The organism is Algoriphagus aquimarinus, assembly GCF_900112005.1.
Taxonomy (GTDB): Bacteria; Bacteroidota; Bacteroidia; order Cytophagales; family Cyclobacteriaceae; genus Algoriphagus; species Algoriphagus aquimarinus.
In genome coordinates, this window is record NZ_FOKK01000018.1 from 63,197 (window position 1) to 83,516 (window position 20,320).

The following is a 20,320-nucleotide window of genomic DNA, read 5'->3' on the forward strand; positions in this document are numbered from 1 at the left end:
CGATAAGCTGCTCAACTTTCACTTCTTTTGACTGTACTACTATTTCACTTTTTAGAGTGCAGATAATAGGAGACTTGAGCTCGTCATACGAAAAATAAATTTTTACAGATTATTTAAAACCTCCTATGGCTACTACAGTGGTCACCCAAACAATTACGCATGAGATAAAAATCCCTATGGTGTTTGCCAAAAAGGCCTTTTTCCTATCCATACCAAAAAGATAGCCTGCAATGGTACCTGCATATACTCCAGTGCCGGGAACCGGAAGAAGTACAAAAAACATTAGGCCCCAAAAACCATATTTTTGCACGTTTTTGCCTGCTCCAGCCTTAGCTCTGCGCCCCACAAAAATTGCTGCTTTCTTGTAATGATACCATTTCAGGAAATAACGATTTACTACATCTAGAAAAAATGTCATGACAGGGAATACCAGCACATTGGCACCAAAGCAAAGTACAAAGGCCAAATAAATATTTATATCATTTAATAACGCGTATGGGATTCCGAGTTTCGCCTCTCCGAAAGGGGAAATGCTCCATAGCATGGCGATAAGTATGTCGAGAAACATTTTGTGGTGATTAGATGCTGCAAAAGTAATGAATTCGTAAGCGCCACAGCAGGGCACAACTTCATATTATAGCAAGAAACGCTTTTCAGCGCAAAAGGATTTCATTTTGATTGATTGACTGTAATTAGGGCTGACACCTACACAACTTTGCTTACGAAGCTGGAAGAAGGAAGAACTTTACTTGCTAAAGGCAGCGTAAACTTGAAGTTACTGCCTTGTCCCTCTACACTTTCAACCCAAAGATGACCGTCAAGTCTTTTCACAAACTCTCTGCAAAGGACTAGACCTAAGCCCGAACCACCTTCGTTATCAGTTCCTAGAGATGTCATGGTGGTGGATGGGTCAAAAATCTTACGAATGGTCTCCTCGCTCATACCAACTCCATTGTCGCAAATAGATATCTCCACTTCATGCTCGTTTGTCGTCGCCAAGACGGTAATGCTACCTCCTTGATTTGTGAATTTTATTGCATTCGAAATGAGATTTCGCAGAATAGTGCCTAAAATATTTCTGTCTGTATATAACTCGATCTCATCCGTAGGGGCATAATTCAAAGAAATATTTTTAGCCTTTGCCAGCGATTCTTTAAGCCAGAGAATCTCATTAAGAACTTTGGACAGAATGACTTTTTCTGAGATAAAACTCAAATCTCCTGTTTGTGATTTAGCCCAGTTCAATAAATTATCAAGCAAATTAAGGGTGTTTTTCGCAGTAGAGTTTATCAGGTCAATATATTCTACAGATTCTACTCCATCCATATCACTTTCTTTGAGGAGCTCAGAAAGGCCTATAATATTGTTAAAAGGATTTCTTAAATCGTGCGCGATAATGGAAAATAGCTTGTTTTGGGTTTGGTGGAATTCTTCAAGTTTAAGCTTACTCTGTTGTATTATTATATTTTTTTCAAGTATGGTTTTTTGGTCAATCTCTTTTAAAAGCATAATGAAACCTATGCATGAGCCACTAATGACAAAAAGTGAAATTATCAGAAACCAATTACCAATGGATGAATTAGTTGCATAAATATAAGATTGATCTAATTGGTAAATATAAGACGCCCTGACAAGCTGGAACAATGAATAGATCAAAAGCACTCCACTTATTAGTAAAGCAGACTTGTACTTACTCTTATGGGTGAAAAGGTAAAAAGACCCAACACCAAAGAAAAATGAAGAGGAGGCTATCCGTACTACATTGAGAATTGTGTTGTTTTCTTCGATAATTAAACCCCAGAAAAAAGTCAGAAAAACTGCCACAATAAAAACCCACATGAGCTTTTTTCGGATTTTACCATCAAAGGAAAGAAGGCCAAATGAAGTCAGTGCAAAACTGGAAATCATAAGGAAACTGCTTATCCGGGTTGAAAATAAAGGAGGGAAATGAGCTCTAAAATTAAACAGAACGATAGCGATTACCTGAAACGCTATCCCCAATGCCACCAAAAGCAAATACCATCGCTTGTGATGGTAAAAATATTGATAGATGAATAAAGCAATAATGAATAAATTATTGAGTGCTAAAAAAAACAATATTGAAGGGTAATCTAATGCCATATTATTTTCCTCTATTCACTTGAGTAGGATAAAGATTGAAAAATTCACTCAATAATCTGATTTTTAAACGTGTTTTTAAAAATGTAAAACCTCATCTAAAAATAGTTGATCCTTAGTAGAATTGCTGTCATGGAATATCCATGACAGCAATCACATATTTTCAAGCCTACTCCATCCTAATGAGTTGCACGGCATCCAGTCGCAACCTTGCTTTTTTAATCAGGGCAGATAAGGCACTTCGCTCCTCCAGTGCTGTCTGAATCTCGCTTTCTCTTATGTCTCTATTCTTTTTTTGTAAGGCCGTCAGGCGATTGATTTCATGATCCAAGGTACGTTTCATTCTCTCCAAACCTGCTTCTATTTCTTTTTCTCCTAGCTTCTCTGCGATATCTGTGGCAGATGAAATCATATTTGGCAATAAAGTATCAACAAACACCTCATTATCTAGCAAGGGATCTATGCTACCAGGAACTACGCTTTTGTTGAGCATGGCAACTGTAAAGTTTTCTGTGACTTCCTTTCCCGTATGATCCACCACAATTCTCAGCGGTGTATCCGCAAGGAAGCGATCTATATCGATACTTTGCTTGCCGGCAGTTTCGAGAACAAAAATCAATTCAAGTAATAACCCAGGTTTTCCCGTACCCCTTATCAATCCACAGCTGGCAGTTCCTAGGGTCGAACTCAGCATTTTATCAATGGCGCCGTTTGCCATGGGATGATCCCAAGTAAGAAAGCTGACATCTTCTCTACTGAGTGCCCGCTTTCTATCGAATGTCACCTGAACTCCCTCCTTCGGAATGGAAGGAAACACTTCAGCACTATAGGAAGCTGGATGAAGAAGATATGTTCGGGCAGCCAAGTCTTCCATCTCTATATCAAAATACCTAAACACCTTAGTCAGATAAGTTTCCAATGTAGGATCATTGTCTTCCTCCTGAATTTGTTCGATCAGCTTCTCAGCTACTTTCGGCCGAAAAGAATTCATTTCCAGCAATTTATCACGTCCTTCCGCAAGATTCTTCTTCAGTTCTTTTTGATATGCTGCAGTTTCAGAAATCAAAACTTCGAGTTCAGACTTCGCGGCTTCAGCCGAGGCTATTTTTGAAATAGTTAGTAAGCGCTTACTGAATAATTTGGAGATAATATTCCCTCCCTCAAGATTGGTATTGAAAGCATCCAAACCTTCATGAAACCACCTTATTAGGAGTTCTTGTGGGCTGCCAAGCAAATACGGAATATGAATAGTAATATCTTCCTTCTGACCGATGCGGTCAAGACGGCCTATTCGCTGCTCCAGCAATTCAGGATGAAAAGGCATATCAAATAGGACGAGATGATGTGCGAATTGGAAATTCCTTCCCTCACTCCCTATCTCCGAACAGATAAGTAGCTGAGCACCTTCAGACTCAGCAAACCAAGCGGCATTCCGGTCTCGCTGTACAAGTGTTAGGTCTTCGTGAAACACACTTGCTGTAAGCTCTGGGAAATCACTTAATGCAGCTTCCAATGCCAGCACCTTTTCTTTAGTGCTGCATATCAACAATATCTTTGCATCCTGCAATTCCTGCATTTTCCCAACAAGCCAGGTGACCCGAGGATCCTCATCAAACCAAAATTCCTGCGCAGGTTTTGGCTCGGAAGAATGTTCCATATCATAAGAAAATTCCTTGCTCAACCGTTCGATCCAAAGGGATTGACCCTCCTCTTCTTGAAGGGGAATCAGCTGGGCAATACGCTTAGGAAACCCACTCATGGCCAATCGGGTATTTCGAAACAATACTCTGCCCGGACCATGCTGATCAAGCAAATCTTCAATGAGATTGTGCCTGGTCAGTTCATCGGAATTAGCTAGTAAAGCGATTCTTTCTTTTGAAAAAATATCTTCCAACAGCCTGGTTTCCCCCGCTTTTAGGGCTTTTCCAGTGGACAGTTTTTCTACTATAGCCGCAATGTCTTTGGTACCATCAGATTCATTGATAAAATCATCGTAATTGTTATACCTATTTGGATCCAGTAATCGCAATCGCGCAAAATGACTTTCTACCCCCAATTGCTCTGGTGTAGCGGTAAGCAGTAGCAAGCCATTCGCTACCTGACTCAACAATTCCACTATGCTATACTCGGGACTTACCTCGTCCACTGACCATTCCAGGTGGTGAGCCTCATCCACCACCAACATGTCCCAGTTGGCGGAAATGGCTTGTCGGGTTCGCTTCTGTGAACCTGCCAGAAACTCTATGCTGCAAATCACCAATTGATCGTCGAGGAAAGGATTTCCTTCGGGCGCACCTTTTTCCAGAGATCGGCAACGCTCCTCATCGAAAATATTAAACCACAGGTTGAATCTCCTTAAAACCTCTACAAACCACTGGTGAATCAAGGATTCGGGTACAAGAATAAGTACTCTTGAAATTCGCCCAGTCACCAGCAAGCGATGTAAAATCAAACAGGCTTCAATGGTTTTACCCAATCCAACTTGATCGGATAGTAATACACGAGGCGCAAACCGTGAACTCACCTCATGAGCTATATACAATTGGTGCGGAATCAAATCTATCTTCCCCCCCACAAATCCATGAACCGGAGATATCCTTCTTTGATAATTATGATCCAGCGTTTCTCTGCGCAGGGCAAATAGTTCAGGCGTATCTACATCTCCCGCAAAAAGCCTATCATCTACCGTATGGGAGGTAGAAACATCCCCAAGCTCATCCTCACCCAACTCTCTGTCGTTACCAAAATACACATACAGCCCATCTTCGAGCCGAACATCTTCAATCAACATCGCTTGTCCCTGCTGATCTACGATCGTATGCCCAGGTTTGAAAATAGTTCTAAGCAAAGGAGCACTTTCTATGGAATACAATCGCACTTCTTCTGATACCGGAAAGGTTATCCGAACTTTTCCTTTGCTGACTTCTGTCACTATGCCCACTCCGAGCTCAGGTTCTCCGGAACTGGTATATCGTTGATTAAGAGAAAATTCTCCCATGTATTAAGGTTCTTTTTTAGTTGATTAATGAAATATGATTATCCGTACTGATGCCAGCCATCAAAATCACTTTGAATAACTGGCTGGAAGACAGATGACGGGAGACCGAAGTCACGTCAACGAAAGAGTCTACCAAATCTTTTGATGCTTTTGCCCACTTACTGGTAGAAAAGCAAATAAAAAGAAAACTAATCCCCAACCACTATATTGTTTTTTTTGAGCAAAAAAGACGATCGATTTGTTGGGCTATCCTATACAAACTAGATGTGATTTCTTACTTGCAAGGACCTTTTATATGAAAAACAGCAGATTTGTGTTTGTCATTTTTAGGATGAAAACAAAGATAGCAGAAAAGAGTCAAGCTTTGAGTTTGGCGAGGATAGGAGTAGTATGAGAGCAGAGAGATCGGTGCAATTCCGTAAAGCAGCCAGAAGAGAAACATCTGACTATCTCAATCAGTCTCTTGTGATTGGGTGAAATTACTCTTGACAGTTGGATGAATTACGCAAGCAAACCATGCTGGGAAATGGCAAAAAAAAGAGAGCACGCCCTCCCCAACTTATGTCTCGCAGCCCGGACTAAAAAAAATCGTGGTCTGTGAAAACACAGACCACGATTAGGAATAAGCACGTAAACTTTGGCTTTAAACCTCTTCCGAGCTCTTTTTAGATTTTCTATAGATATAATTTGGGTAGATCGTACGCTTTGCAAAACGGTTAATCTTGTCACTATTGATCATTTTTTGATAGACCTGTGGAGTAACTCCAAAGTATTCGTAAGTATTACCATCTACAAAGGTGATCTCTAGCAACATCCCTTTGTGGTGATAGTCTGCGATGCCAGCTACGTTAATCGTTTCTGTGTAGTTCGCCAAATTAGCCTCATGGGTTTCTGGAGCTATACTTACCAAAAAATGATACCCATCGATAATTCTACGGCTTTGTACTTCAGCTTCTACTTGCTTAGGATCTCCACTTAGAAATTTGTCAGGATGCCACTCCTTCACAAGATTGCGGTAAGTCTTTTTCAAGGTGGTCAAATCGATTTCCTTTTCAACTCCAAAGAGTTTCTTGTATTCGTTTATACGCTTCATGTTATTTTCTTTGCGGGCGCAAAAGTACGGCTTAATTTGACGCGAATTACTATAGGCTCTAAACTTTGATGTGAAGAATCCCCCGATCCCCATTCATTAGTGGTAATGAATAGCTTAGGAAAGGAATTCACAGGCCATAACAACCTAGCGTGGAGTCTTTCGAAGGCCAAATCAAACTATCACTTCGCTGAGGCATTTTGTAGTTTTGGAAGTCTGGGCTAGAGAACTAGAATCAACAAATTAGAGGGATAATCACCCGCACCTAACAATTTCAATCCCTAAGCTCAGCTTTAAAGCAAGGTGAAAATCATAGTACTGACAGAATACAACCAAGCCTTGTCCCCTTCTTTGTTTTGATCTATATTCCTAAAATGAACATACGCTTACTAATTGGTTTTCTCTTTTGCTCACTCTTTTTTGCCTGCGAAAAAGAAAGAGATGAGCGAGTTATTTTTTTCCTTCACAACCGCTTTTTAGAAGAACATGGAATGGAAGAGCTACATCCTGAATTTGGGAGAACAGAATACTCCGAAATTATTGGTGAGTTTCAAAAACAGGGATTCAAAGTCATTTCTGAGCAAAGGAAAGGAAACGTAAACGCGAGAGAGTACGCTTTAGGAGTAGTAAACCAAATCGACAGCTTACTTGCCAGCGGAACCGAAGCTGGAAGAATTACGATAATCGGCACTTCCAAAGGAGGTTATATCCCTCAATACGTATCTACTTTGGCTAATAACTCAGATTTGAATTTTGTGTTCATTGCTAGTTTTAGCGATAGCGACATCCAGAATATTCCTGAAATCAACTTTTGCGGAAATATTCTAAGCATTTACGAAAAAACTGATCCTTTCGGAGTTTCTGCATTGGAGAGAAAACAAACTTCTAGCTGCGAGATCAAACACTTTCATGAGGTCGAATTGAATACAGGAATGGGTCACGGATTCTTGTTCAAGCCATTAGCAGAGTGGATGGAACCAGCAATTAAATGGGCAAATGGGAATTACACCTTGGAGTAAAAACTGGTGTAATAATGCATTAAAATGCAATTCCAATAGCATAAACCTGTCCTAATGAGTTTACAAAGGCATTTTCCTAGGTTTGAATTATCCTTATTAAGAATAACCTAGAAAATAAATGGATTTGCTTGTCATATTTTCATAACACTTGACACTAACATTATTAGAGGCACACAAAAATATAATGCAAAGACAAGACGAAGAGATTTTTACAACAACAGTAGAGGACAATAAATATAGCATTTACAGGATTTGTAGAATATATGCAGTTCCACCAATTGAAGCTCAGGACCTTTTTCAGGAAGTAGTATATCAAATCTGGAAGTCACTACCAGATTTCGAAGAGAAGTCGAACATTAATACTTGGATCTATAAAATCGCCTTAAATGTCTGTATGCGATCCAAAAATCAATTGAGCAAGGGGAATCTTAATACAGTAAGGTTGGAATCCATTGAATTCAATTTGTCTGATGAAATCCCTAACTCGAATCAAACTGAAAGGTACAATGCTTTACATGCTTGTATCTCCAAGTTGGAGGAGAATGAGCAATCATTGATGGTCCTATATCTCGAAGATTTATCCTATAAAAAGATAGCTGAAATCACAGGATTGACTGAAAATCACATTGCCGTCAAAATGAAAAGAATAAGAAAAAAACTATTGAATTGTATTACATATAAACTGAATTAACATGAAGAATCAAGAACAAGCTGAAAGTTGGGATGAAATAAAAGAATTGTGGAATAACTCTGCTAAAGGAGATGAAATCAATTTTCAATTCTCCACTCTGATTAGTGAATTAAAGAGCAAAATGAGTGAATTTGAAACAAACTCGATTAAATCAGATATCACACAAATCAAATCCTCGTGGAACCAATACAAAGAAAAAGTAAGCCCATTTGAGAAAAAATCTATCGCTAGTGACCTAAAGATGATCACTGAATTTATAAAAAAGATACTCCAAAAAATGAAATTAAAATAATACACTCTTATACTATCGACTATACATTACGAGACTAATTTGTATTGTTTGATAATTCATAAAATTAAAAACATTCTTATCTTGAAGGAACGCAAGTTGGTAAATGAGAATTCAATCAGACATTAATTACCCGCAATTGCGGATAAAAAAAACGTTGACAACGAATAAAAAAAACCAAAAAATGAAAATCACAACATCAGTTCTTGTACTTATTTTTTCTATCGCTTTTTCAAGTAAATCCTTCAGTCAAATAGACGTCAACATTACTGATATAGACAACAATAAAACAATTCCATTTAGCAAGATTTACGAAACATATGATCTTGATAAGAGTCTGCCGACCTTGGTTATCACCTGGAGTGCCGAATGGTGTTACCCATGTATTAGATTAATAAATCGCTACAATGATTGTGATTTATCCATGTTAAATGTAATTACTATTAATATTGACGCTGAAAATTATTTAGAAGATGCGCTCAATGAAGGGCATCAGAAGAACTGGGACAACATGTTGAATTTTCATGCAAATATCGGAGAGGATGAAAAAGGATTCGACAAGGTATTTAATGTCACATCAGCACCTTTGATACTTATTTTAGACAATGGGGACATATCTGATGCCACAGTTAGCTATTCTCTTTATCCATACAAATTATTAGAAGCAGGACGTATAAGAGATGTGAATTTCATTTGGGATAGTTCACAAGATTTAAATTCCCTAGCCTGGAGTTTTTATAACTCAGAAAATGATCCAGGTAGATTAGCTGAAGCTTTAAAATGGATTGATCGCTCCATCGAACTTGATCAAGAATATAGTAATACTGACACCTACGCGGCTTTGCTCTTTAAAACTGGCGAGTACACCAAAGCGCTAAAAGCAGCAAAAGATGCAATAGAAATAGCTAAAAACACCAATGAGGATTACGAATCCACCACGGATTTAATTAACAAAATCATTGAGAAGCTATAGAATTACCGCTTCATCCTAGTTTGGAATTTACATTGTTTTCCTGGTGGCTAAATCGGCGCGATTTAAAGCTTGATGAGTAGTTAGAAAAATGGCACTGTGTTAATCCTAGAAGTAAGTGTCTCGCTGTAGATTACGACTCCTTCACAGGCTCCTAAATAATCAATCATGAAAAATCTAAACTTTCAAGATCTACTCCTTCTAGTTTTTCTCTTTTCATTGGCTTTTGGATGCCAACAAGGAGATCAGTCAGAAGAACCTAAAAAAACATCTTCGGCAGAGCTGAAAGATCAAATCAAAACACAAGTTGATAGCCTCTATTCCGTATATGAAAAATTCGGTTACGATTGGATCGATTTCTACGACAATGAATTTACCGCTATTTACCCCAACTCACCTGTCAAGGTGAATTCAAGAGACTCATTAAAGGCACAGTGGGATGGGATTTATGAGAAATTCACGGTTAAACTTGTTGAACGAGGTGAACCTACAATTATTGAATCTGAAGACATGGCAATATCATACAATAGCTTTAATGAAATTTTCATTGATAAGAAAACAAACGATACGGTTAAGAACGTAGGGACCTATATCGTAGCTTGGAAAAGGCAAGCTGACGATTCTTGGAAAATAGTGTTTGAAACCTTACATAATAATTAGATCAGCTTTCTCCCCTGCACATTGGCAGAAGTTGCAATAGTTTAAAGGATTAGTATGAAAGAAAGTAGGAAATCGTCCATTGAAATTGAAAAGGAAGAATTTCGGAAAATCGGGCATCAGCTAATTGATGACATTTCTGATTTTATTGGTTCTATAGCTCAGAAACCTGTTACTCCAAACGAAAGTCCGAGTCAGTTACAAGAAATACTGGGGAACCAACCCTTGCCTGAAAATGGAAAACCCGCATCTGAGTTAATTTCAACTTCGACCGATCTATTATTCAACCATTCTTTGCTTAACGGGCATCCAAAATTTTTAGGCTACATCACTTCTTCTGCCTCACCCATTGGTGCTTTAGCCGATTTACTGGCAGCCTCGGTCAATCCTAATGTTGGAGCCCATGTGTTAAGCCCTATTGCAACTGAGATAGAAAAGCAAACCGTCAGATGGCTATGTGAATTTATAGGAGTCCCATCAGAGTATGGTGGCATATTGGTCAGTGGCGGGAACATGGCAAATTTCACCGCATTCCTAGCCGCCAGAACTGCCAAAGCACCGAAGAGCTGTAAAGAAGACGGTATCCAAAGCACTTCAAAAAGACTAACTGTGTACTGCTCCAAAACAACGCATACCTGGATAGAAAAGGCAGTTATTTTATTTGGTTTGGGCACGAAATCCATTCGATGGATACAAACTGATCCTTCCAACAAAATGGACCTTCAGGCATTAGAAACAACAATAAAAAGTGATTTAGAAAATGACTGTATCCCCTTAATGGTAGTGGGTACTGCTGGTGATGTAAGCACCGGGGTTGTTGATAATTTGAGTGAAATATCAACTATTTGCAAGAAGTTTGACTTGTGGTTCCATATTGATGGCGCGTACGGTGTGCCTGCTGCGATTATCCCAAAACTCCGCAAATTATTTCATGGCATGGAGGACGCAGACTCCATTGCACTAGATCCACATAAGTGGCTTTACAGTCCTCTTGAAGCAGGGTGCGCCTTGGTGAAAAATCCCCAGCATTTAATTGATACGTTCAGCTCACATCCTGAATACTACAACTTCAGTAACAGCGGAGACGGAGTAGCTCAAAACTTTTATGAATATGGACTTCAAAACTCCCGCGGCTTTAGAGCTTTAAAGGTGTGGTTAACACTACAACAGGTCGGAAGAAGCGGTTACGAAAAGCTAATAGGTGAAGATATACAGCTCTCCGAAATGTTATTTGATCTAGCTAAAAAGCATCCTGAGTTGGAAGCCGTTTCTCAAAATTTAAGTATTACTACCTTCAGATACATTCCTCTAGAGAATCCCAAAAACAAGGAATATTTAAATCAGCTGAATGAAAAACTACTGAATGAACTTCAGGCTGGAGGCGAGGTATTCTTATCCAATGCCATCGTTTTTGAGAAATACTGTTTACGGGCTTGTTTTGTGAATTTCAGAACTTCCGAAAAGGACGTCAAAGAAATCATGGAGATAATCATTAGAGAAGGGAGAAAAGTGCACTTAAAACTATCCCAACAACTCTCCTGATGAATATGATTTACGAATGTCAAGTTCGCATTCTAAATCAAAGAGACACCTTCCCTAGAACTATTAAAAGACATAGACGCATACACTCAGATCTATTTCTTATCGCTCAGCAAACCGCCGAATCAATTAATGTTAGCAATAAATTCATAAACCACTAAACGCAAATACTCATTGAGCGCTTGTTGTGTTTTGGTAGTCAATAATGCAGTCGCTTAACCACTAGATTCTATACTTAGAGATGTCAAAAAAAAAACGGTACTACGACATTAGTCATCACATAACCGTCTGTAGGAAGACTAATCAAATCCATATAAAAGCTAATTAGCAAAGAAATTAAACCAAGGCAATCCATCCCTGAAGATTGTCCATCTATTTCAGGACAAGAAAATCCTTTTTTTGTATTTTTCATTTTTCAACCAAACCGCCCAAAATGAACAAATTCTTTCACCCTTCCTTCTTCGTTGTATTTCTATTTTGCTCACTCGCTTTTCGCTCTAACAGTCAGACCATATCCCTAAAATCAGACAATAAAGAGCTAGAAGAAACCTTTCACTGGGCAGTCCAAAAAGCCAATACCTGGAAAATGACGGGCAAAACGGGTGAACTCAATCGCCATGAAAGAGGCGAAGGGCTAGGTTATAAAGCAAATGTGCCTTATCTCCCTTCCTATTGGGCTGGATACGCGCACCGCTCTGCTTATTACATTCGAGATTTTGCGCATCAGATTGATGGCGCTCATTTACTGGGAATGGACGAGGAAAACTTTGCCATGATGGAGAAGTTTGCTGAATACACTACAAAAGACAAAAAATGGTATTCCTGGTGGGCGTTGAATTTTGATGGAAGTGTATTCACCCTAGATGCACCAAACCCTCCTGGCACCGAAACCTACCAAGGTTATCCTGCCAATTTCATCAATAAACCTGGTGAATCTTTTGTAAGAGAGATTCCAGCTATGTTTGAATTGGTAGAAAAAGCCTGGAAAAGTTATTTGTGGACTGGTGATAGAAGATATATAGAGAATGAAAAGCTCTGGAACATGTATGAAAAGGTAGTCACAGAATTTGTTGCGCTACATGATTCAGATGGAAATGGAATTCCAGAAGGCCAAGGGAATATTTTCGAAGGATCAGCTACTTACAATGAAGCAGATATTCATCCAGTAGAAGCTGGAGATGCGATTGGAGCTCAATATCAGGCATATTTAGCCTATGCTTCATTTTTGTCAGAGAAAAATTTAACTCTCGAAGCGAAAGAGCAATTGAAAAAAGCAGCTACGCTCAAAAACTATTTCAATACAAACTGGTCAGTAATTGACGGCACAGATCTATACTCTTGTGCTATCACTTCCTCTCAAGAGAAGTATCCTTTTTTCAATAAGGAAACCAGCTGGTTTATCCCGATGAAATTTATTACCGAACCAGGCGATAGAAATGACAAGTATTTGGCTTTTATCTCAGAGCAACTTGGAGATGGAGTGGGAACAGCCAATTCCAAGAAGGGTTCACCTGCAAATATTGAGGCTTACACTTACCTTCCAGATACCTATTTCCCATATGGAAAAACAGATGAAGCCTGGAAGTGGATGAAGTATATCATTGATCAAAAAGACCTGCCGCACGTAGTAACCCAGCAAGGTAAAAACGGAGACTATCCCGAAGTTCCATTTACGCTAGTGAGTCAGGTAGTAGAAGGGCTAATGGGTATAGAACCTGATGCTGCCAATCATACCATCAGCACGATTCCACGCTTGCCACAGGAAATTGGCTTTCTTGAATTGACTGATTTAAAGATTGGAGAGCATACTATAACTGTGCACCAGGCAAGTAAAAAGACAGAGATCACCAACTCATCGGGGGATGCTCCATTAATTTGTAAGATTAGATTTTATGGAAATCATGAAGCCATATCCGTGAACAATCAGAAGACTAAAGCGTCCAGAGCATTACTGAATGGGGAAATCTACAGCTTCATAACAGTAAAGTTAAAAGCTGGAGAAAAAGTAATAGCAAGCATTTAGTATGCGGAGGACTTAAAATATCTAGATATTCAGAAAGCTGCTTTTGGTCAATTCTCAAACGAAACACTGGCACCTTCAAATCATAAACCCATAAGTATGGAATAGCTGACTGAGATCTCTTAGAGTGATTTGCGCTATACTTTCTAGTAAGAGTACTTTCAACCAGCTCCATAACTAGTCTAATATCCAGAAAATTGGCCTAAAATTAGCTAAGGAGAATTGACTCTTAATAATTGACCCTCCATATCGTTTCAATTCATAAAATGAACTCAAAAAAATCTCTTTTACTTTTCATTTTTCTGATCTCCGCTGCTTTTGCGCAAGCCCAAACAGAAATCACTGAGCAAATCAAAACTGACCGGGATAACCAGCTCAAGGAACTGAATGAAAAACTGAAAAATAACGAGGAGATAGTTAACCGACTTACAGAAAAACTCGCTGCAACAGACAACAAAACCGCATCCGATAAAGAAAAAATGGAGGACTTGGAAAAGCTCCAATTTGCGCTGGACAACAGACTGAAAATCTTAGAAGAAGCCCCAAAAACCAAGATCAATCTTAACGGACAGCTGGCTTTCACTGAGTTACTTAGCATACAGCGGGACATTCAACCCCTCGAATTATTTCTTACCTCCCAGTCTTTCTTTGATCAGCTAGGCAGCATAGGTAAAATCCAGCAGTACAAGTCTTTTTCCACCTGGAAAACTGAATTTGACAAATGGTATGAAAAAGACGGTAAAACTGATGCGATGACCGGCTTACTTCAAAACTCCCTAACGCTAATTTCCACCGCATCTTCCGTGGTTCCGCTCTATGGCACTATGGTAAATACAGCCATCTCTGGCGTCACTAGTCTGATGGGTACACTTGGAAAAAAGGAAAAAGACCTCTACGACAAAACACCTGAAATGCTTAAAATTCTGACAATATCCAGTCAGTTTGAGCAACAGAAGTCAATCATCGATCACGAATGGAAGTTGATCAATCAGGAATTAGAACAACTGCAGAAGGAAAACACCCAACTGCTGGATGAGCAGATGGTCTACTTTGCAATCAACAAGCAGCGCTACGAAAGCAGGTATTTAAGAGCCACCTTGGACTCCGAGCGGGAGATGTTCAAGAATGAGTGCAGAAAATCAATTTCCGATAAAATAGCTACTCTAGATAGGTCGCCTGAAACCAAAGGCAAATGGCTAGGTCAGGTGGAAACCTATATGTACAAAGTTCAATCTTTGCGTTTGAGATTTGGTCAGCTGACCACCCGTATGCTGGCGAATATAGATCAATACGATTCCCTTTTGAAAACCTACGCCGATCCAGGCAAATTCCCATTAGAATTCACTTCTAAGATCCTCGCAATGAATACACCGCTGAATAACCTGCGGAACAAATTCTACTCGAGTTTCAACCCTGCCAAATATGTAGAGGACTCTGCTGTGATGTACATTGAGCGACAGTAGGTGGATATGATAATCTTCCAAGAATCTATGCTCCTTTCCACTCTCACTTTGTACCTTTACTAAGTGAGAAAATTCATAATACCAGCTATAGCATCCCTTATTTTGATTGCAGGACTTGTTGCTCTGCTAGTACCTTTTATCCCCGTAGGTTGGTTGCTAATAGCTCTTGCCTCCTTACTGATGGCCCCGTATTTCCAATTCATGCGGAAATTCATTGGCTGGCTAGCCAAAAAGGATACTACTGGCTTTGTAGAAAAAGCAGGCGAAAAGGCTTCACAATTATACCAATGGGCTGGTGATCACAAGCGAGCAGAAAAGCTGGAAAGTATCATCGAGGAAAGCACCTCAAATTCGGAAAGTGTAAAAGGTGAGCTGGATTAATTATTTAAAATTCTACCCGCAAAGCACTCTATTGGAAATTCCCGCTGATTGTAACTAAGCTCGGTTCTTGTCTCTTTCTTCGTTGTCTACTGTTTCTTCCTGAGGATCGTTCTTCCTGTCATTTTCCCTTTCGATCTTTCTGTAATCTTCTTGCTTAGGAGGCTGAGCACCTTCTGAATTTCCTGGGGTTTTTCGAGTAGTTCCTTTGTCCACATCTTCGTGCTTCTTACCAAAATAGCTTAGTGGCAGATTTCCGGTTGGTTGATTGCTAAGTGTAATCATGGTCATGTTAGTTTTGATTTACTGAATTGAAAGCCAACAATCATTCCATTCAAACTACAAATCTAACCTTGCTTTCAGGGCGATCAATTTCAAACTACTTTAGAACTTCAGTAATTGCTTAATTATAATCCGCAATTGAACTTTTAAGCTATCGGCGTCAACTTTAAGACGTAAATGCGCAATTCGAAAAACGAAAAAAATGAATCAGAAAAACGATAAGTGGGATGAGCTATTAGTGAAAACTTGTGGGCTAACAAGTCCCGGAATGGTGAAAAGCTTACTCAGTATCAAAGAATGCGAAACACTTTTAGCGCTTATTTCTAAAGCCAATGGAAACTTTGCCAAGGCAAACAAACCCTTCAATGGGCTTAAAATCTTTAAAGACAGACGTCAAGACAATTCACAAAATGAAAGGTTTGTAAACGATCCTCCTCATGATAATGAAGCATTGACCACTTGGTATAAACGTTTCTTCCAAGGAGAAGCCTTTGGCTTGATCATGAATTTTTTAGAAGTTTATGAAAACGAAATAGTGGAGGAAATGGCAATTCATGTAGCTCCCTTACTCGAAAAAAGGGGAACGCCTTGGGCTGGCTTGTCTACGCTTTTTTTTATGGGAGACTACGGTTACACTCCATTTGGAGTGCATCGCGATAGTCCCGGTGAGGACGGTATTTTATTTCACCTTGGGCCTGCTACCAAAATATTCTATATCTGGGAAACTGATGTCTATAACAAGCTTACAAATCACGCAGAATCTTATCATAATGTAGAAGAGATACTACACGCTGCTACTCCATATATTTTAGAGCCTGGAGATGCTATTTCATTTCCCGATGACATGTATCATGTGGCTAACACTGAAGAGTTTTCAGTCAGCTTAGTCCTTGATTATCGTCGAGGAGCAAAAAATACCATCAAGGAAAGGCTAATCAAAGAGATGCTCAAAGTGAATATTGAAAACAACTCCTTGTTAGAGCATGTTGACGAATCGGAGTTGCTAAGCGCTCTTGATTTCCAAAAGGAAAGCGAAGCAGCTGTAACTAGGTTAAAACTGAGACTAGGAAGTAATGGTGGTTTTGACAAAAAGTCCAGAATTACACCATTTACCATTGATTTGGCAGGAACCTATAAGTTGAAAGCACCTTTTAGATTAAATGTCATCAACCAACAAGAGAATAAGGTCCTGGTTTTTTCACGAGGACATGAGATATTCACACGCCAAAGCTCCTTCTTAGTAGAAGTTATCGAGAGTCTTAATTCTGGCGAAAGCCTAAATTTACCCACTCTAAATATTGAGTTTGTCCCTGATTCACCTAGTATGACGGTATTTGAATTTATAATAAAATTAGGCGAAACTGATGTCCTAGAAAAGGTCTAGGAAACAACTCATATCTCAAAACCTTCTATTTCATCTACTGGCACTCCCTTGATAAACTCATCATAATAAGGGTTATCTTCATCGGAATAGGTACCATAGGCATTTAGCAAAAACCCTTTTTCGTCAGAATCGCTATGAATTAGGTAGATAACAGCCATGTCAGAGGGGTCGGATTCGCCTTCGAATCGGTAAACTTTGACGATTTTGAGTTGCTCCGGCTTGTAGATAGTTTCAGAGTCATCAAAACTTGCACCTGCTCGCTGTATATTCAATTCTTTGCCATAGCCTTTTGCCGGCAATAGGTTCAATACTTGAGAATAGGTAGTCATTGATTTGGATGTGCTCATGATTTCTAGAGTTTGGTTTAAAACATACAGGATTTACCTGCCCCATTTTTAAAACAAGTCAAAGACCAAGCTTGAGTAAAAAGTCTCTCCATGATCAAAATCACTCTTAAAATAGATTAGGGACATATTTTAAGATTTCACCGACTCATGTCAGATTGGTTAAAAAACTAACAAAAGTGGTTGTTTCGCCCCTAAATGGGCAATATCAGTTTTTAAAAACTTGTTGTTTCACATAACTCAAAGAACGTCATCAGAGCTGGGTGCTTTAAAAGCATAAGAAGACCAAACAAAATCTATATTACAAACCATGTGTATTTATAGATTTTCATCCTTTCCAAAAATTATGTTTACACAATAATTCCCTATTTTAGAGTACAATCCTTTCAGAAAACCCACTTTTTCATGTCCGATAACCACGAAGTACTTCATCGTATGGATGAGCTCATAGAAGGTTGGAAAACCCAAAATGACTCTCGTCAGGTATTCTTAAGCTGCTACAGATTGATGACTGGCAATATGTTGCTATCGCTTGATCAAGGGGCTTTCCATGATCCGAAGTGGATCAGCACCCTACTTCACAGTTTTGCTGAGTATTACTTTGATGCCTTAGCATGCTATGATTGTGGCAAGCCTGTATCAAAAGTCTGGAAGGAAGTGCACCAATACACTGCTGAAAAAGACCTCCGTCATGTACAATATCTGTTGATGGGCGTCAATGCCCATATCAATTATGATTTGGTATTAACGTTGTATGACATGCTTAACGAAGAATGGAATCAGTTGAGTCCCCAAGATCAACATCACCGATATCAAGACCATTGTCAAGTCAATCTAATCATTAGCTCCACGATAGATCGCGTACAAGACGAACTGCTCAGTCCTGCTGACCCACTTATGGGTTGGATCGATAAGGCCTTCGGAAGGATGGACGAATACCTACTTTCCAAATTGATAACGAGTTGGAGAAAAGAAGTTTGGGATCAAGCCTGTGCTATGATCAGTATCGGAGAAGAAAATCAGAGGGAAATTTTACGACTTTCCATCGAAGAAAGTGTCCTCAAACGAAATAGACTCTTGTCTTTAGATTTTTAATTGGATAATCAGCAGATTGTCCCATGAGCCATTACGGCAACACAGCTTTAGCCTCGATATCCTTTTGTTAAAAAATTTCATAAAAAAAGCCAACCCTTATGGATTGGCCTTTTTGAAAAATTATAGCTAATTAATTCTCGATCGTGATATTTCCTGATGAAATCGATCCCTTCACCCACTTAGAGGCATCATTGTCGATCTCTAGGTTTTTACCAGTGTTGATCCCTCCCACTCTAAGATTTCCGGAGGAAGCCTTAAGTGAGAAATTGTAGTCTTTTAAATTGGATGGTGTCTGGATTTTGAAATTGCCAGAGGTGCCATTGAACTGAGTTTTTCCGCTCAAGCCTGCGTTGGTAGCTCGGATATTTCCTGAGGTAAACTTCAACGATCCCAAAGAACCGATGTTACTCAATTTTGCATTTCCTGAAGTAAGTGCTACACTCAATTGGCCTTTCACACGATCTGCTGTTAAGGATCCGCTGGTAGATTGATAATCTACGCTTCCCCCTACATTGCTTATATCGGCATTTCCAGAAGTCACTCCGGCTTCCACATCTCCAGATACTTTGTCTACATACAGAGAGCCTGAACTCGCTTTGATAGTCAAATCACCTGAGATATTGGTGGCTGTGATTTTACCTGAAGACACTCTCAAGTTAGTATGATCTCCTACTACTTTATCAACTGAAAGCGTACCAGAGGAATTTTTCATGTCCAGGTCAATATTCATTGGTCCTGTGATTTTGATATAGCCTTTGCTTCTGTTATTTCCCCAAGAGGAAGAACTGGAGCTTTGTTCATAGGAGATTTTCAACACATCGCCTACAGTCACAAAAATGATGTCTTGCTTTTCATTAGTTGATTCCAAGAAAGCTTCCACATTCACATCCGAATTAGATCCTCCCGTGAAGGACACATCCAGCCAGCCACCACTAACCTCTATCGCTTTGATATTGGAGTAGTTTTTATTGGCATCTACCAACACTTTTTGTGCAAAGCTGACAACTGTGATCAGCATCATGGCTAAAACCATGCTTGATAATTTGAATAGTTTTTTCATAATTCTAGTGTTTATCTGAGTAATACCCCGAAGCTTAACGCCTGAACTTCAGGCCCTAAATTTTCTTGAAAAAGGTTGTTTAAATCGTAATTAAAGAACAAAGTAACGTCGCTTACTCCGATTTCAGCACGAGCTCCGTAGCGAAAATTTTCTGCATACATGTTAGACTTTTCAAACTGCTTTTGCTTGTCTCCATTCTCGTCTTCGTAAACGAATTTGCCTCTTCCTCCTATTCTTACACCTGCATATCCACCAAGTCCAAGACGAAGTTTTTGATTAGTCGTAAGAATGGTCGGAACCAGTGTAAAGTTGAGATAGGATGCGGAAATCTTGGATTTGGTACCTGTGCCAGGCCCAGCAAATTCCTCCCACTCTACGCCATTAGGAGTTTTAGCCGCAATCAGATTTCTATCTTCCAATTTGAAATTGTACCAGTTTACACCGAGGCTAGAATACAGGTGGAAGTTTTTTGAGATTTTAGTTTTACCAGTCATATTGATCGCATAAAACCAAGATCCCCAAGGCTTTACTACAGGCATTCTGTCGGCTGGAGTCACTTGGTTGATTCCTAGCTCAGAATCAAGCCCTACAGTAAATCGATTTCTTACAGGAAGGTCTTTGATTTTTACTTCCTCATTTTCCTCAACCGAGAGAACCCATTTCCCATCTCCTTTTGACTTGTAAGTCCAATCGTTTCCAAAGACTGAGATGATTTTGGATTTGGTGTAAATCACCGTGTCTGCTTTGTCCTGAGCAAAAGCTTGGCTTAAGCTCAGGATAAGGAATATTAGTGGCAGTAGTTTAGTTTTCATTGTTGAAAGTTTTGACTAAAAATTCGGTTTTATGTCAGACTGAGCGTCCGCCTGACGCTGGGCAGGGAGTCGAAGCTCATTTCGATCCCGATAGCTATCGAGGACGCTCAA

19 protein-coding genes are annotated in these 20,320 nt (G+C 39.4%); 11 read left to right on the top strand and 8 right to left on the bottom strand.

Features of this window, described 5'->3' with window-relative positions; translation table 11 throughout:
• Nucleotides 1-109: 109 nt before the first annotated feature.
• The 4 genes from BM291_RS18295 to BM291_RS18310 all read right to left on the bottom strand — a co-directional run bounded on the left by BM291_RS18295 (nucleotide 110) and on the right by BM291_RS18310 (nucleotide 6,209).
• Nucleotides 110-568: a COG2426 family protein gene (locus tag BM291_RS18295; RefSeq protein ID WP_092900138.1), complete on the bottom strand. Its 459-nt coding sequence runs from the start codon at nucleotides 566-568 to the stop codon at nucleotides 110-112.
• 137 nt (nucleotides 569-705) lie between these two features.
• The gene (locus BM291_RS18300; RefSeq protein WP_175499743.1) at nucleotides 706-1,908 is read right to left on the bottom strand and encodes a sensor histidine kinase; all 1,203 of its coding nucleotides are present in this window, start codon (nucleotides 1,906-1,908) and stop codon (nucleotides 706-708) included.
• Between the two features lie 379 nt (nucleotides 1,909-2,287).
• Nucleotides 2,288-5,116 (bottom strand): RNA polymerase-associated protein RapA, encoded by a 2,829-nt coding sequence (gene rapA / locus BM291_RS18305; RefSeq protein ID WP_092900142.1) that lies wholly within the window; start codon nucleotides 5,114-5,116, stop codon nucleotides 2,288-2,290.
• Nucleotides 5,117-5,759: 643 nt separating this feature from the next.
• Nucleotides 5,760-6,209, bottom strand: coding sequence for a KTSC domain-containing protein (locus BM291_RS18310; RefSeq protein ID WP_092900144.1), 450 nt, complete (start codon nucleotides 6,207-6,209; stop codon nucleotides 5,760-5,762).
• Nucleotides 6,210-6,580: 371 nt separating this feature from the next.
• On the opposite strand from BM291_RS18310, the gene BM291_RS22080 reads away from it, so the two are divergent.
• From BM291_RS22080 to BM291_RS21970, 9 genes are all read left to right on the top strand, one after another.
• Nucleotides 6,581-7,225 carry an alpha/beta hydrolase gene (locus BM291_RS22080; RefSeq protein WP_092900146.1) on the top strand — a complete coding sequence of 215 codons (645 nt, stop codon included), beginning with the start codon at nucleotides 6,581-6,583 and terminating at the stop codon, nucleotides 7,223-7,225.
• 184 nt (nucleotides 7,226-7,409) lie between these two features.
• Nucleotides 7,410-7,916 (top strand): RNA polymerase sigma factor, encoded by a 507-nt coding sequence (locus BM291_RS18320; protein WP_175499744.1) that lies wholly within the window; start codon nucleotides 7,410-7,412, stop codon nucleotides 7,914-7,916.
• Between the two features lies 1 nt (nucleotide 7,917).
• Nucleotides 7,918-8,208, top strand: coding sequence for a hypothetical protein (locus tag BM291_RS18325; protein ID WP_092900148.1), 291 nt, complete (start codon nucleotides 7,918-7,920; stop codon nucleotides 8,206-8,208).
• 181 nt (nucleotides 8,209-8,389) lie between these two features.
• Nucleotides 8,390-9,178, top strand: coding sequence for a tetratricopeptide repeat protein (locus tag BM291_RS18330; RefSeq protein WP_092900203.1), 789 nt, complete (start codon nucleotides 8,390-8,392; stop codon nucleotides 9,176-9,178).
• Between the two features lie 165 nt (nucleotides 9,179-9,343).
• Nucleotides 9,344-9,835, top strand: a complete 492-nt coding sequence (locus tag BM291_RS18335; RefSeq protein WP_092900150.1) for a YybH family protein — start codon at nucleotides 9,344-9,346, stop codon at nucleotides 9,833-9,835.
• A gap of 54 nt (nucleotides 9,836-9,889) precedes the next feature.
• A complete protein-coding gene (locus BM291_RS18340; protein ID WP_092900152.1) occupies nucleotides 9,890-11,374 on the top strand; it encodes a pyridoxal phosphate-dependent decarboxylase family protein in 1,485 nt (494 codons plus the stop codon).
• A gap of 430 nt (nucleotides 11,375-11,804) precedes the next feature.
• Nucleotides 11,805-13,394, top strand: coding sequence for a hypothetical protein (locus BM291_RS18345; protein WP_092900154.1), 1,590 nt, complete (start codon nucleotides 11,805-11,807; stop codon nucleotides 13,392-13,394).
• Between the two features lie 263 nt (nucleotides 13,395-13,657).
• On the top strand, nucleotides 13,658-14,854 hold the full coding sequence (locus BM291_RS18350; protein WP_092900156.1) for a coiled-coil domain-containing protein: 1,197 nt from the start codon (nucleotides 13,658-13,660) through the stop codon (nucleotides 14,852-14,854).
• A 63-nt stretch (nucleotides 14,855-14,917) separates the two neighbouring features.
• Nucleotides 14,918-15,235, top strand: a complete 318-nt coding sequence (locus BM291_RS21970; RefSeq protein ID WP_139229137.1) for a hypothetical protein — start codon at nucleotides 14,918-14,920, stop codon at nucleotides 15,233-15,235.
• 54 nt (nucleotides 15,236-15,289) lie between these two features.
• Here BM291_RS21970 and BM291_RS18360 read toward each other — a convergent pair whose 3' ends face one another.
• On the bottom strand, nucleotides 15,290-15,517 hold the full coding sequence (locus BM291_RS18360; RefSeq protein WP_139229138.1) for a hypothetical protein: 228 nt from the start codon (nucleotides 15,515-15,517) through the stop codon (nucleotides 15,290-15,292).
• Between the two features lie 199 nt (nucleotides 15,518-15,716).
• Between BM291_RS18360 and BM291_RS18365 the strand changes: the two genes are divergently transcribed.
• Nucleotides 15,717-16,898, top strand: a complete 1,182-nt coding sequence (locus BM291_RS18365) for a hypothetical protein (protein WP_092900162.1) — start codon at nucleotides 15,717-15,719, stop codon at nucleotides 16,896-16,898.
• Between the two features lie 8 nt (nucleotides 16,899-16,906).
• Here the strand turns inward: BM291_RS18365 and BM291_RS18370 are convergent, their stop codons facing one another.
• Nucleotides 16,907-17,245, bottom strand: a complete 339-nt coding sequence (locus tag BM291_RS18370) for a hypothetical protein (protein WP_092900165.1) — start codon at nucleotides 17,243-17,245, stop codon at nucleotides 16,907-16,909.
• Nucleotides 17,246-17,647: 402 nt separating this feature from the next.
• On the opposite strand from BM291_RS18370, the gene BM291_RS18375 reads away from it, so the two are divergent.
• The gene (locus BM291_RS18375) at nucleotides 17,648-18,337 is read left to right on the top strand and encodes a DUF5995 family protein (protein ID WP_092900167.1); all 690 of its coding nucleotides are present in this window, start codon (nucleotides 17,648-17,650) and stop codon (nucleotides 18,335-18,337) included.
• A 130-nt stretch (nucleotides 18,338-18,467) separates the two neighbouring features.
• On the opposite strand, the gene BM291_RS18380 is transcribed toward BM291_RS18375, so the two are convergent.
• Together BM291_RS18380 and BM291_RS18385 are read right to left on the bottom strand one after the other, a co-directional pair.
• A complete protein-coding gene (locus BM291_RS18380) occupies nucleotides 18,468-19,397 on the bottom strand; it encodes a DUF4097 family beta strand repeat-containing protein (protein ID WP_092900169.1) in 930 nt (309 codons plus the stop codon).
• Between the two features lie 11 nt (nucleotides 19,398-19,408).
• Entirely contained in the window at nucleotides 19,409-20,209 is an 801-nt protein-coding gene (locus BM291_RS18385) for a hypothetical protein (protein WP_092900171.1), read from the bottom strand.
• Nucleotides 20,210-20,320 lie beyond the last annotated feature (111 nt).